We start from the raw sequence: 12,683 nt of genomic DNA, 5'->3' as shown, positions 1-12,683 counted from the left end.
GAGATAAGTTTGGGTCCTGTGCATTGCTCCGATTATTGAGGGTATTGGCGTTGATAATCAAGCTCTACACGACGTTTTACCCAAGTTTCATTAAGCCACAGCGAAGCTAAGATCACTGCACCACCGAATGAAAGACGCAGCAAATCTACATCACGATTCCAGATCAGAATATTGACCACTAAACCTGCCGGTACTAAAGCATTATTCATAATTGCTAAGGCTCCAGCATTGACCATGCATGCGCCTTTATTCCAGGCAAAATAGCCCAGTCCAGATGCAATTAGCCCCAAATACAGCAAAATGCCCCATTGCAGTTGAGTGGTAGGCAGTTGTTTTACATTGCCAAACAGTAACAGTGCACCACTGGCGACGACAAAAGCCCCCAGGTAGAAATAGCCAAATACGGCATGTTGAGGCAGGCGGATCGGCTGCTGTTCAAGCACATATTTGTAGCCGACTTGGCCAATCGCAAAACAAAGGTTGGCGGCTTGCACGACCAGAAAACCTGTGAAAAAGTGCGGACTAATTGCCGCGAATTTGATCAGCACTGCGCCAAGTACCGCAACCAAAGCGGTTAGTAGATACCAGGGTGAAAAACGCCGATGGAGCAAATCATAAATCAGCGTGACATAAATCGGTGTGAATACGGTGAACAGTAGTACTTCCGGAACGGAGAGTAGCAAGAAAGATTGATAATAGAAGCAATACATCAAGCCCAACTGAATGCCACCCAGCGCCATCAATTTGCCAATCAAGGCACGTGGTACGCCTTGAATACGCAGGAAAGGAATAAAAACTAGGCTAGCTAGCGCGACACGCATCCAAACGGCAAACCAAGCATCAACCTGACCAGCAAGATAAACGCCGATCAGGCTAAACGAAAACGCCCATAACAGGGTGACTGCAGAAAGATAAACCATAACGCCATCGATAAAAGGAATGGAAAATGGCAGTCTACCTGAGTCTTTTCTGTTCGTCAGTCGTTGAGTGGTACAACCAACATATCCACCGGTGAGCTATTGATCAATTGACGCGTGGAAGAGAGCAGTTTGCTCCAGAAATCTTGATGATGGCCGCACACCAGCAGGTCAACATTAAATTCATTGATGGTTTCACACAGTTCATTACTTAAATCACCACTGCCGACTAACGTATGCTTGATCGGGTAATCGGCATGCTGCGCCAGACTTTGTAATTGCGTGAGTGATGACTCCATTGAATGGTGTTGGGTTTCCGCCAAATTAATATCGATTAGACCGGTATACAGCTCGGCATAGTTTACATCGATATGGATAAATGAAATGGCGGCATTAAGCGGTTTGGCCAGTGCCACCGCTTTCTCAACCAGTAGTTTGCTATCTTCAGAGAGATCGACTGCGACCAAAAGATGTTGATAACTCATTGTTCAGGCTCCTGTTCGGGTGACTTAATACAGCGTAGCACTGGCGGCTGTAATTTTTTGTCGCAGCGATCTCAGTTTGATCGTGCTGGCTTGAGCAACGACTACAATAGCCAGTGGCCATGCTATAGTTTGTGTAAACAGTCGGCGTAAATTAGGAGCTTTTTATGTTGTCGCAAGCGATGGTTGAGCATCTCAATCAGCAAATTAACCTAGAATTTTTTTCATCCAATCTATACTTACAGATGAGTGCTTGGTGTGAAGACAAAGGCTTTGACGGTGCGGCTGCATTTTTGCGTGCACATGCCGTGGAAGAAATGCAGCACATGCAACGTTTGTTTACCTATGTGAGCGAAACTGGGGCGCTCCCCATTCTTGGTGCCATCGCCGCACCGCGCCACGATTTCGCTTCACTGGGTGAGGTGTTTCGCGAGACTTATCAACACGAACAGAAGATCACCCAACAGATTAACAAACTGGCCCATGTGGCGTTTAGCAACCAAGATTACTCAACCTTTAACTTCCTGCAGTGGTACGTGGCTGAACAGCACGAGGAAGAGAAATTGTTTAAAGGGATTTTAGATAAGCTAGAGCTGGTCGGTGAAGATGGTAAGGCACTGTTCTTTATCGATAAAGATCTTTTAGCATTGGCGAAAAAAGGCCCATCTTCGGTGATGGATGTCCCTGCTGAGTGAAATAAGCCACGAGGTAGCTTAAAGTGGTGATCTTTTACTCCGGGCATGCTGAACACCAGGTGTAAGGAGGAAAAGATGATCGGTGCAGATACCATTCTATTGGCGCTTATGAGTGTTACGGCAATTAATGTGGTGCGTTATGTTACCGCGCTGCGTTCGTTGCTTTACATCATGCGTGAAGCGCATCCGCTACTGTATCAACAAGTCGATGGACGCGGTTTTTTTACTACTCATGGCAATATGACTAAGCAGGTGCGTTTGTATCATTACCTGAAAAGTCGCGAGTATCATCATCATCATGATCCGCTGTTTATTGGTAAATGTGATCGAGTGCGTGAACTGTTTGTATTATCCGGTTCTTTGCTGGTGCTCACAACGGTTGTTGCCTTTATGCTTTAGCCTGCCGCGTTAAACCGCACTTGGTATCGCGTTGGCATCGTAGTGGTTTGCCGCTACAATAACCGCCAAAATGAGTAAGGATGTGCACTCAGCACATCCTTTTTTTATGGGATGAGAGAGCGGTAATGAGCAAGAAAGTTGACGTAGTGATAATTGGTGCTGGTGCTGCAGGTTTAATGTGTGCCGCGCAAGCAGCGCAGCGAGGCCGCCAAGTGTTACTGCTCGATCATGCCAAAAAACCGGGACGAAAAATTCTCATTTCTGGCGGTGGTCGCTGTAATTTTACCAACTATGAGGTGTCGGCAGCGAATTATGTATGCCAAAACCCACACTTTGTGAAATCGGCACTCTCCCAATACAGTAACTGGGATTTCATTTCGCTAGTCAGTAAATATGCTATTGATTATGAAGAGCGTGAACATGGCCAGTTATTTTGCTTAGATTCAGCGAAACAGATCGTTGATATGCTGCTGAGCGAATGTAATCAACCGAATCTTGAGCAGCATTATCAAGTTGAGATTAGTGCGATAAGCCAAATCGAATCGGGGTTTGCGCTGCAAACCACACTCGGAGCCATTCAATGCAGCTCGCTGGTCGTAGCAACCGGTGGTTTGTCGATGCCCAAGCTGGGCGCGACTCCATTGGGCTACAAAATTGCTGAGCAGTTTGGCTTGCCAGTGATCAGCACCTGCGCCGGTTTAGTGCCGTTTACATTGCATGTGCAAGATAAACAAGATTTCGCGCCATTATCAGGAATTGCGATCCCCGTCGAAATGAGCACGCAAGGCGGCCAAAGCTTCAAACAAGCTTTGCTGTTTACTCATCGCGGCTTATCCGGGCCTGCCGTGCTACAAATCTCTTCCTATTGGCAGCCGGGTCAAACTATTACCACTAACTTGTTACCTTCAGTTGACTTAGCACAGCTATTGCGTGATGAGAAACAAAACCATCCAAATCAAAGCTTGAAAAACACCCTCTCCAAAGTGCTGCCTAAGCGCTTAGTCGAAGTGTTGATTGAGCGAAAAATGTTTGCCGATAAACCACTCAAACAATATACCCCGCAAGAGTTGGAAGTGGTGCAAAGCCGTTTGCAGAGCTGGTCTATCGTGCCAAACGGCACCGAAGGTTACCGCACTGCCGAAGTGACGTTAGGTGGCGTTGATACCGATTGTCTCTCTTCAAAAACCATGGAGTGTAAAACCGTCAAAGGACTGTTCTTTGTTGGTGAAGTGATGGATGTCGCTGGTTGGCTTGGCGGCTATAACTTTCAATGGGCGTGGTCGAGTGGCTACGTAGCGGGCCAGTGGGTTTAAGTAAAATGCGAGTTAAAGCTCGCTGGATAAGCTGAGGCTAGGGTAGATTGTGCTGCTTTGGTGTTAATAAATTCGTAACCAACTGGACATTTATCCAGTGTCGAAATACCCTTGTTAGCGAGATAAATCACCGTAAGTGTTCAACATGCAATGGATTTTTGAAAATCAAACCGCATTGTGGTCTGGGTTAGTGAGTGCTAGCACGGCTGGGATGGCCGCAGGTTGGTGGATGAAGCAGCGTTATCAATTGAAAACACAACTGCTGACTCAGCAACTTGAACAACAAAACGGTTGGCATGCCCAGCAGATGCAGCAGCTTAACCAGCAACTGGCTAATGCGCAGCACGAGTTAGATGAATTAGATAATCTACGTGATAAAAATGAGTTTGAGCTAAAGCAGCTGCATGGCAAGTTAATGGCGGTGCTGGAAAAACTGCGTTACTTCGAGGATGTGAAGCTAGAGCGCCAGCAGTATGCGGATCAACTCAATCAGTTGCGTGCGGCTAATGCCGAACTAGATAGTCAATTACGCGAACAAGAAGCGCGTCATCAACAACAGTTGCTGGCAAGCCAAGAAAAATTGCAATTGCTGGAGCGCGCGGAAGAGCGCCTCAAGCAGCAGTTTGAGCAGTTAGCCAATCAAGTCTTCGAGCACAAAACCATCAGCGTTGATCAGCAAAACCGCCAGAGTCTGCAAGGTTTGTTGACCCCACTGAAAGAGCAGTTAGAAGGCTTTAAAAAACAGGTCAATGACAGTTTTAATCACGAAGCGAAAGAGCGCCATACTTTAGTGCATGAATTGCGTAACTTGCAGCGCCTCAATGAACAGATGGCGCAAGAGGCGCTTAACCTAACCCAAGCATTAAAAGGCGATAACAAGCAGCAAGGAAACTGGGGTGAGGTGGTGCTGGCGCGAGTGCTGGCTGAATCTGGGCTACGTGAAGGCCATGAATACCAAACCCAAGTCAGCTTACAAAACGAAGCCGGTAAACGCTATCAGCCGGATGTGATTGTTTACCTGCCGCAAAATAAGCAAGTGGTGGTTGATTCAAAAATGGCCTTGGTGGCTTATGAGCGCTACTTCCATGCGCAAACCGATAGTGAGCGTGATAGCGCCTTAGGTGAGCACTTACTTGCGCTGAGAAACCATATTCGTGGCTTAAGCCAAAAAGATTATCATCAGTTGCAAGGCATTCAGAGCCTTGATTATGTGCTGATGTTTATTCCGGTTGAGCCAGCGTTCCAAGTTGCGATTCAGGCCGATCCCAGCTTAGTTAAAGACGCGCTGGAGCAGAACATTATTTTGGTCAGTCCAACCACTCTGTTGGTGGCACTGCGCACCATTGATAATCTATGGCGCAATGAGCGGCAAAATCAAAATGCTCAGGTGATCGCAGAGCGAGCCAGCAAGTTGTACGATAAATTGCGCTTATTTGTTGACGATATGCAAGCACTGGGCGGCTCGCTAGATAAAGCCAATCAGAGCTATCAAGGAGCCATGAGTAAGTTGGTCACCGGGCGTGGCAACGCGATCCGTCAAGCGGAAAGTTTTAAGCAGCTTGGGGTGGAGATCAAACGCTCGATTGCCCAGCCTTTGATTGATCGTGCGCAACACACGGCGGAAATGGAAAATGCCCCTTTAGTAGAAAGACATCCGATTGAGGATAAAGTAAACTAACTGCCCGCAGTTGCCGTTGCCATGACGGCCAGAGAGGAAAAACAATGACCGACACCAACGTGCTCGTAAACACTGAGCCAGACTATCAAGAAACCACTCATTTTGGTTTTACTACCGTACCTAAAGACGAAAAAGTCCACAAAGTCGCGCAAGTATTTCATTCGGTAGCGGCCAAGTACGACATCATGAATGATTTGATGTCGGGTGGTATTCACCGTTTATGGAAGCGCTTTACCATTGATTGCTCTGGAGCGCGTGCTGGACAACGCATTCTCGATCTAGGTGGTGGCACGGGTGACTTAACCGCTAAGTTTTCACGTATCGTCGGTGATAAAGGTCATGTCATCCTTGCGGATATTAATAACTCAATGCTGAATGTGGGACGCGATAAACTGCGCGACAGTGGCATTGTCGGTAATGTGCATTATGTGCAGGCTAATGCGGAAGAGTTACCGTTTCCGGACAACTATTTTGACTGTATCACTATCAGTTTCTGTCTGCGTAACGTGACCGATAAAGATAAAGCGCTCCGCTCGATGTTTCGTGTATTGAAACCGGGTGGTCGTTTGTTGGTGCTTGAATTTTCCAAGCCGATCTTAGAGCCGCTGTCTAAACTTTACGATACCTACTCATTTCATATTCTGCCTAAGATGGGACAATTGATCGCTAACGATGCCGACAGTTATCGCTACCTTGCCGAATCGATCCGCATGCATCCTGATCAAGACACTTTGCAAGGCATGATGGAACAGGCTGGCTTTGAACAAACTACCTATTACAACCTGACCGGCGGCATTGTGGCGCTGCATCGTGGTTACAAATTTTAAGGGCTGCTATGTCATTGCTTGCGACCATGCCACTCGCACCGCTGCTCACTGCGCTGCTTGAAACGACGCTCAACACGCTGATCAGTGACGATCCCGGTTTAATCCGCCAACGGCAACGTCTCAAAGGTAAGGTGATTTCACTGCATCTGCGTGAATTGCAGCAAACGGTGACTTTTGTATTCAGTCAGCAAATTGATGTAATGACCGGTTTTGAAGGTCAAGCAGATTGCTATTTGGCGTTCGATCTTTCGATTTTGCGGCAACTGCGCGAGCAAGAAAATATCACCCAACTGATTAAGCAAGATCAATTGCAATTGGAAGGTGATCTGCAATTGGCGCAAAAATTTGCAGCGCTGATCAGCGATTGTCGGCCTGATATTGAAGAGTGGTTATCGCGCATGATCGGTGACGTGCTGGCACATAGCTTAGTTCATAGTGTTAAAAGCATGGCTGAAACTTTGAAACGGCAAGCGTCGCAATCTCAACATCATTTGGCTCAAGTACTCACCGAAGAGTGGCGAATTGCCCCTCCCGCATTGGAAATTGCCTATTTTTGTGATCAGGTCGATGAGCTCACCAGTCACACCGCTCGCTTAGAAGCACGCATCAGCCAGTTATTGGGATCCGCATGAAACCAGCAGAGTTGAAACGGTTATACCGCATAATCAAAGTACAACTGGAATATGGCCTCGATGAGTTGTTGCCCAACCATCATTTGACGCGCACGCCACTGCTGGTTCGTAAATGTCTATTCTGGTTACGTAATCAGCATAGCGAGCTGCCGTTGGGGGAGCGCTTACGTTTAGCACTGCAAGAACTGGGTCCGGTATGGATTAAGTTTGGCCAAATGATGTCAACTCGGCGCGATCTGTTCCCGCCACACATCGCCGATCCATTGGCGATGCTGCAAGACAAAGTTGCCCCATTTGATGGCCTGCAAGCCAAACAACTGATGGAGCAAGAACTAGGCGCAGCCCTGGAAACCTGGTTCGATGAGTTTGATCTTAAACCGTTAGCCTCTGCTTCCATCGCTCAAGTACATACCGCTAAGCTGAAAAGTAATGGCCGCGATGTGGTGCTGAAAGTGATCCGCCCCGATATTCATCGGCAAATCGATGCGGATCTCAAACTGATGTATCGCGTGGCACGTATTGTGGCGAAAGCATTGCCGCAGGCGCGCCGCTTAAAACCGGTTGAAGTGGTACGCGAATATGAGCAAACTTTGCTTGCCGAGTTGGATTTACGCCGTGAAGCCGCTAACGCGATTCAGTTGCGTCGCAACTTTGCTGGCAGTGAAGAGTTGTATGTACCAGAAGTCTTTACCGAGTTTTGTAATCAAACCGTCATGGTCTCTGAGCGAATATATGGCATCCAAGTCTCTGACTTGGCGAGATTGCACGCCAATGGCACCAATATGAAATTATTGGCTGAGCGCGGGGTTAGAGTATTTTTCACCCAAGTTTTTCGCGACAGTTTTTTTCATGCCGATATGCATCCTGGCAATGTGTTCGTCAATCCAGCACATCCTGATAATCCGCAATGGATCGGTTTGGATTGCGGCATTGTCGGCACGCTCAATAGCGCAGATAAACGTTATCTGGCCGAAAACTTTCTGGCTTTTTTCAATCGCGACTATCGCCGAGTGGCCCAGTTGCATGTCGATTCAGGTTGGGTTCCGCTGGATACCAATGTTGATGAGTTTGAAGTCGCGATCCGCATGGTATGCGAGCCGATTTTTGCCAAGCCGTTGTGTGAAATTTCCTTTGGTCATGTGCTGCTTAATCTATTTAACACTGCGCGGCGTTTCAATATGGAAGTGCAACCGCAGTTGGTTTTGCTGCAAAAAACACTGTTGTATGTTGAAGGTTTAGGGCGTCAGCTCTATCCTCAACTTGACTTGTGGCAAACCGCTAAACCATTTTTGGAACAGTGGATGGCCAATCAGGTTGGGCCACAAGCCTTTTGGCATACGCTGAAAGAGCGGGCACCACTATGGTTTGAAAAAATGCCTGAGCTGCCAGAATTATTGTATGACAGCTTAAAGCAAGGTCGTAATCTGAATCAGCGTTTAGAGAGCTTTTATCAAGGCTATCGACAATCAAAACGTCAGCAGGGAACGGCGAAGTTTTTATTTGGTGTTGGAGCAACATTCGCCGTATGCTCAGCGATATGGATCTCCAATCAGTTGGAATTATTGGCTATCGGTAGCGCGACGTTTGGCGCGTTATGTTGGCTGCTCAGTTGGCGAGCTTACCGTCAGTAGCGCAATGGCGCTTGGTGGTGTTCGAAGATTTATTCACATAACCCGAGGTAAAAAAAATGGGTGGTATCAGTATTTGGCAACTTCTTATCATCGCCGTTATCGTGGTATTGCTGTTTGGCACCAAGAAACTGCGTGGTATTGGTGGTGATTTAGGTAGTGCGGTAAAAGGCTTTAAGAAAGCGATGTCGGAAGATGAAACAAACACCACAACCGCCAATCAACAGAAAGATGCTGATTTTGCAACCAAAAACCTTGAGCAGCCGCAAACCAATGCGACCGCTGAAGTGAAAAAAGACAAAGAGCAGGCTTAAATCGTGTTTGATGTCGGTTTTTGGGAGCTGGTGTTGATCGCGATTGTGGCACTGGTGGTGCTCGGTCCGGAGCGATTACCGCATGCGATTCGCAGCGTTGCTAAGTTTGTCTCCACGGCGAAAAGCATGGCTAATAGCGTTAAAGACGAGCTGGCGCGCGAGTTGAAAGTGCAGGAACTGCAAGAAAACCTGCGCAAAGCCGAGCAGATGGGGATGCAAAATTTATCGCCAGAGCTGCAACAATCGGTCGAATCACTCAAGCAAGCCGCGCAGCAAGTTCAGCGCCCTTATGCGGATCCATCAGCCAGTGACACCCAAGCCGACTCTGCGAGTGGTGAGAAGGATGTGGTTGTTGAGCCGGATCCGCATCTTGAGAGTGTCGCGCCAGCGCCGGTTAACAAGACCGATTAGGCGATGTGCGCTGACTCGATTGTCTTCCCAAACTAAACTGTCTTCACAAAGAGTTATCCTCGATGCGATAACTCTTTTTTGATCTGCTACATGAGGTTTGCATGTCTTCCGTTGAACAACCCCAACCTTTAATCAGCCATTTATTGGAATTGCGTGATCGTCTACTGAAAGCCGTTGCGGCAGTGGTGGTGGTGTTTATTGGTTTGATCTATTTTTCCAATGAGATTTACCAATTCGTCTCCAAACCGTTAGTGGAAAGGCTGCCGGCTGGGGCCACGATGATCGCAACCGATGTGGCGTCACCGTTTTTCACCCCGTTGAAACTGACCTTAATTGCCGCGGTATTTATTTCGGTGCCATTTATTCTTTATCAAGTCTGGGCATTTGTCGCGCCAGGCTTGTATAAGCATGAGCGGCGGTTAATTTTTCCACTGTTGGTTTCAAGTTCACTGCTGTTTTACTGTGGGGTCGCGTTTGCTTACTTTGTGGTTTTTCCATTAGTGTTCGGTTTTTTCACTGCAATTTCCTTAAGTGGCGTAGAGTTCGCCACCGATATTGCCAGCTATCTCGATTTTGTGTTGGCGCTGTTTTTAGCTTTTGGGATTGCCTTTGAAGTGCCGGTGGCGATTATTTTACTGTGTTGGACCGGTGCCACCACGCCAAGCAGCCTGTCGCAAAAACGGCCATACATTATCGTTGGGGCGTTTGTGGTCGGCATGTTCTTGACGCCACCAGATATGATTTCGCAAACTTTGCTGGCGATACCGATGTGTTTGTTATTTGAAGTCGGGCTGTTTTTTGCCAGATTTTATACTCGAGACAATGCCACATCATCCTCAGATGAGGATTAGCGAGTAGAGGCTATGGGTAAGATGGGGCACACAATGTGCCCCGATTTTTTATTGCCACAACCAAGTTCCTACTCGCCACTGGCGATAGAGCGTGATGCCTAAAGTGATAGCGCGTAGCGCCATAAAGCTGAGCATGGCAAACCACAGCGCATGGTTGCCGAGATCGGCACTCAGCCAATAAAGCGCAAAAAAACTCACCGCCGCGATCGCCATGCTATTGCGCATTTCTCGCCCTTTGGTCGCGCCAATAAACACCCCATCCAGTAAAAAACACCACACGGAGATCAGCGGCATTGCCACCAGCCAAGGTAAATAGGTAGCCGCAGTGATTTGTACGCTGGGAATATTGGTGATGAGCTGAATGATCTGCGTTCCCAAGCTAAAGAAAAGTAGACTAAGTAGTGCACAGATCAGCAGCGCCCAAAAAGTGCTACCTATCATCGAAGCGCGTAGTTGCTGGTTATCTTTGCCACCTATCGCTTTGCCGACCATCGCTTCCATCGCATAGGCAAATCCGTCCATGCCGTAGGAAATGATCATCAATAAACTCATCAAGACCGCATTGGCTGCCACGGTTTGATCGCCGAGGGCGGCACCTTGAAAGGTCATAAAGCTAAATACTGCTTGCAGACAGAGTGAACGCAGAAAAATATCTCGGTTTAGGGTGGCTAAACGTGATAGTTGCGCACCTAATGTGGTTAATAAGCTGAGTGGTGCAGGCAGCTGTTGCTGTCGCCAGTAGCGAATGACAAACATCAGGCCAAACATCAGACCCGTATAGTCGGCGATCACCGATGCCATCGCGACGCCTTCAACTTTTAAATCTAAGCCAAGTACCAACAGGAGATCGAACGCAATATTGGTCAGGTTAATGATGATCACCATCCACATTGGCACACGAGCATTTTGAGTGCCGAGTAACCAGCCTAACAACACCAAATTGAGCAGTGCCGCTGGCGCGCTCCAAGCGCGAAGATAGAAATAGTTTGCCGCTTGAGTTTTGACTGGCAGGCTGGCGGTGCTGAATTGGAAAATCAGCTCAGCGATCGGGCGATGCACCAGTAAAAAGAGCGCGGCTAAACCAAGTGCGATCACGCTGCTTTGCAGTAATACTTGCCCAAGTTGCTGTGGGTTTTGAGCGCCATGGGCTTGGGCGGAGAGACCGGTTGTCGACATGCGCAGAAAGCCGAGCAACCAAAAGGTGACGCCAATCATAGTGCTGCCCAGTGCCACGCCACCTAAGTACCAAGCATGTTCGAGGTGGCCAATCACCGCAGCGTCAACTAAACCAAGCAGTGGCACGGTAATATTTGATAACACCATAGGTAAAGCGATCGCTAATACTTGGCGATGGACGCTTTTTTGTTGCAGAGTTTGCAAGATCAATGACACACCCAAATCTCAATCTAGATTGGCGGTTAGTGTAACTGAGCGCTGTTAGATCAGCTATGCTGAGTGGCTAATCGGGGCCATTGTGATTAGTGTAGCCTGCGGACTTGAAGTGTTATAGATCTTAACTTATGGAGATACACCGCGAGATAAAAGCCCATCGCCATGGTTGAAAATGGCACATGGGCATTATTATTTAATGGTGGGGATCCTAACGCTGTTACATCCAGTCACTGCTGCGAATCACACCGACGGCAATACCTTCAATGGTCAATGATTGTGCGGTTAAGTCGACCTCAATTGGCGCGAATTCTTCGTTTTCAGCATGCAGTCGCACTTTGGCGCCTTTGCGCTCAAAGCGTTTTACGGTGACATCATCTTCGACTCGAGCCACGACGACTTGACCATTACGCACATCTTGAGTTTTGTGGACCGCTAAGAGGTCACCATCAAGAATACCGATATTTTTCATACTTTCGCCATGTACGCGGAGCAGAAAGTCGGCATGAGGGCGAAACATGTTGGGATCGACCTGATAGTGAGTTTCGACATGCTCTTGAGCGAGGATCGGTTCTCCGGCCGCCACTCGACCGATTAAGGGCAGGCCGCTTTCTATCTCTTCTTGATTGGCGGCATGATCGACGAGAATGCGGATCCCACGTGATGCTCCTGGCACCATTTCAATCACTTGTTTACGCGCTAGCGCTTTGAGGTGCTCTTCCGCCGCATTCGCTGAACGAAAACCGAGTTCTTTAGCAATTTCTGCGCGGGTTGGTGGCATTCCGGTTTGCTCAATCTGGGTTTTGATCAGATCAAACACTTGTTGTTGGCGAGGGGTTAACGGCTTCATGAGTTACCTGTCTTTTTATACAGTTGACTGTGAGTATATCCAGTGTCGATTAAATTGCCAAGCCAATTGCTGGTTTTTTGTCTGATAGTGATGCTAACCACACGGAAAAATCACATAAATGCATCACTCTTGGTCTTGACAGTTGGCCACTGTGCATCAGAAATGCTGCCAATCTAAGCAATAAAATTAAAAGGTTTGACCAGTTTCTGGTATTCTTGGCGCGCAAAAAACCAGACTGCACGAGTGTATCGCCTCACGCTAAGCGCATCAGAGCACATACAGTCGAGCTTATTTCAA

General features: G+C 47.8%; 14 protein-coding genes. 10 read left to right on the top strand and 4 right to left on the bottom strand.

From position 1 onward, the window contains the following. Nucleotides 1-32: 32 nt before the first annotated feature. Both OOK74_RS11205 and OOK74_RS11200 read right to left on the bottom strand, forming a co-directional pair. Nucleotides 33-920: a carboxylate/amino acid/amine transporter gene (locus OOK74_RS11205; RefSeq protein ID WP_278182822.1), complete on the bottom strand. Its 888-nt coding sequence runs from the start codon at nucleotides 918-920 to the stop codon at nucleotides 33-35. Between the two features lie 56 nt (nucleotides 921-976). Next, nucleotides 977-1,402 (bottom strand): universal stress protein, encoded by a 426-nt coding sequence (locus tag OOK74_RS11200; protein ID WP_166014031.1) that lies wholly within the window; start codon nucleotides 1,400-1,402, stop codon nucleotides 977-979. Nucleotides 1,403-1,566: 164 nt separating this feature from the next. Between OOK74_RS11200 and ftnA the strand changes: the two genes are divergently transcribed. The 10 genes from ftnA to tatC all read left to right on the top strand — a co-directional run bounded on the left by ftnA (nucleotide 1,567) and on the right by tatC (nucleotide 10,147). Next, nucleotides 1,567-2,094 carry a non-heme ferritin gene (gene ftnA, locus OOK74_RS11195; RefSeq protein ID WP_166014032.1) on the top strand — a complete coding sequence of 176 codons (528 nt, stop codon included), beginning with the start codon at nucleotides 1,567-1,569 and terminating at the stop codon, nucleotides 2,092-2,094. A 75-nt stretch (nucleotides 2,095-2,169) separates the two neighbouring features. Beyond that, on the top strand, nucleotides 2,170-2,493 hold the full coding sequence (gene uspB / locus OOK74_RS11190) for a universal stress protein UspB (protein WP_166014033.1): 324 nt from the start codon (nucleotides 2,170-2,172) through the stop codon (nucleotides 2,491-2,493). Nucleotides 2,494-2,618: 125 nt separating this feature from the next. Further along, nucleotides 2,619-3,806: a BaiN/RdsA family NAD(P)/FAD-dependent oxidoreductase gene (locus OOK74_RS11185; protein WP_278182821.1), complete on the top strand. Its 1,188-nt coding sequence runs from the start codon at nucleotides 2,619-2,621 to the stop codon at nucleotides 3,804-3,806. A 145-nt stretch (nucleotides 3,807-3,951) separates the two neighbouring features. Further along, nucleotides 3,952-5,484 carry a DNA recombination protein RmuC gene (gene rmuC, locus OOK74_RS11180; protein ID WP_274723353.1) on the top strand — a complete coding sequence of 511 codons (1,533 nt, stop codon included), beginning with the start codon at nucleotides 3,952-3,954 and terminating at the stop codon, nucleotides 5,482-5,484. 44 nt (nucleotides 5,485-5,528) lie between these two features. Next, the gene (gene ubiE / locus OOK74_RS11175; protein WP_274723352.1) at nucleotides 5,529-6,311 is read left to right on the top strand and encodes a bifunctional demethylmenaquinone methyltransferase/2-methoxy-6-polyprenyl-1,4-benzoquinol methylase UbiE; all 783 of its coding nucleotides are present in this window, start codon (nucleotides 5,529-5,531) and stop codon (nucleotides 6,309-6,311) included. 26 nt (nucleotides 6,312-6,337) lie between these two features. Further along, nucleotides 6,338-6,943 (top strand): ubiquinone biosynthesis accessory factor UbiJ, encoded by a 606-nt coding sequence (locus tag OOK74_RS11170; RefSeq protein WP_274723364.1) that lies wholly within the window; start codon nucleotides 6,338-6,340, stop codon nucleotides 6,941-6,943. Then, nucleotides 6,940-8,574, top strand: a complete 1,635-nt coding sequence (gene ubiB, locus OOK74_RS11165) for a ubiquinone biosynthesis regulatory protein kinase UbiB (RefSeq protein WP_278182820.1) — start codon at nucleotides 6,940-6,942, stop codon at nucleotides 8,572-8,574. The genes OOK74_RS11170 and ubiB overlap by 4 nt, the downstream gene beginning before the upstream one ends. Nucleotides 8,575-8,630: 56 nt before the next feature. Beyond that, on the top strand, nucleotides 8,631-8,885 hold the full coding sequence (tatA, locus tag OOK74_RS11160; protein WP_278182819.1) for a Sec-independent protein translocase subunit TatA: 255 nt from the start codon (nucleotides 8,631-8,633) through the stop codon (nucleotides 8,883-8,885). Between the two features lie 3 nt (nucleotides 8,886-8,888). Further along, entirely contained in the window at nucleotides 8,889-9,296 is a 408-nt protein-coding gene (gene tatB / locus OOK74_RS11155) for a Sec-independent protein translocase protein TatB (RefSeq protein ID WP_278182818.1), read from the top strand. A gap of 101 nt (nucleotides 9,297-9,397) precedes the next feature. Next, nucleotides 9,398-10,147 carry a twin-arginine translocase subunit TatC gene (tatC, locus tag OOK74_RS11150; protein WP_277207327.1) on the top strand — a complete coding sequence of 250 codons (750 nt, stop codon included), beginning with the start codon at nucleotides 9,398-9,400 and terminating at the stop codon, nucleotides 10,145-10,147. Nucleotides 10,148-10,195: 48 nt separating this feature from the next. Here tatC and dinF read toward each other — a convergent pair whose 3' ends face one another. Continuing rightward, complete coding sequence (dinF, locus tag OOK74_RS11145) at nucleotides 10,196-11,539, bottom strand: MATE family efflux transporter DinF (RefSeq protein WP_278182817.1); 1,344 nt, start codon at nucleotides 11,537-11,539, stop codon at nucleotides 10,196-10,198. Nucleotides 11,540-11,756: 217 nt separating this feature from the next. After that, nucleotides 11,757-12,386: a transcriptional repressor LexA gene (gene lexA, locus OOK74_RS11140; protein WP_166014042.1), complete on the bottom strand. Its 630-nt coding sequence runs from the start codon at nucleotides 12,384-12,386 to the stop codon at nucleotides 11,757-11,759. Nucleotides 12,387-12,683 lie beyond the last annotated feature (297 nt).

The sequence above is a fragment of the Vibrio misgurnus genome, assembly GCF_029635775.1.
Classification (GTDB): Bacteria; Pseudomonadota; Gammaproteobacteria; order Enterobacterales; family Vibrionaceae; genus Vibrio; species Vibrio chanodichtyis.
The sequence above is the reverse complement of the archived record's forward strand: the minus strand, read 5'-3'. Positions and strand labels throughout refer to the sequence as shown.

Bases quoted from the DNA above. Each gene is read 5' to 3' on its own strand.
- OOK74_RS11205 (WP_278182822.1), bottom strand. From the start codon at position 920: ATGGTTTATCTTTCTGCAGTCACCCTGTTATGGGCGTTTTCGTTTAGC.
- OOK74_RS11200 (WP_166014031.1), bottom strand. From the start codon at position 1,402: ATGAGTTATCAACATCTTTTGGTCGCAGTCGATCTCTCTGAAGATAGC.
- ftnA (WP_166014032.1), top strand. From the start codon at position 1,567: ATGTTGTCGCAAGCGATGGTTGAGCATCTCAATCAGCAAATTAACCTA.
- uspB (WP_166014033.1), top strand. From the start codon at position 2,170: ATGATCGGTGCAGATACCATTCTATTGGCGCTTATGAGTGTTACGGCA.
- OOK74_RS11185 (WP_278182821.1), top strand. From the start codon at position 2,619: ATGAGCAAGAAAGTTGACGTAGTGATAATTGGTGCTGGTGCTGCAGGT.
- rmuC (WP_274723353.1), top strand. From the start codon at position 3,952: ATGCAATGGATTTTTGAAAATCAAACCGCATTGTGGTCTGGGTTAGTG.
- ubiE (WP_274723352.1), top strand. From the start codon at position 5,529: ATGACCGACACCAACGTGCTCGTAAACACTGAGCCAGACTATCAAGAA.
- OOK74_RS11170 (WP_274723364.1), top strand. From the start codon at position 6,338: ATGCCACTCGCACCGCTGCTCACTGCGCTGCTTGAAACGACGCTCAAC.
- ubiB (WP_278182820.1), top strand. From the start codon at position 6,940: ATGAAACCAGCAGAGTTGAAACGGTTATACCGCATAATCAAAGTACAA.
- tatA (WP_278182819.1), top strand. From the start codon at position 8,631: ATGGGTGGTATCAGTATTTGGCAACTTCTTATCATCGCCGTTATCGTG.
- tatC (WP_277207327.1), top strand. From the start codon at position 9,398: ATGTCTTCCGTTGAACAACCCCAACCTTTAATCAGCCATTTATTGGAA.
- lexA (WP_166014042.1), bottom strand. From the start codon at position 12,386: ATGAAGCCGTTAACCCCTCGCCAACAACAAGTGTTTGATCTGATCAAA.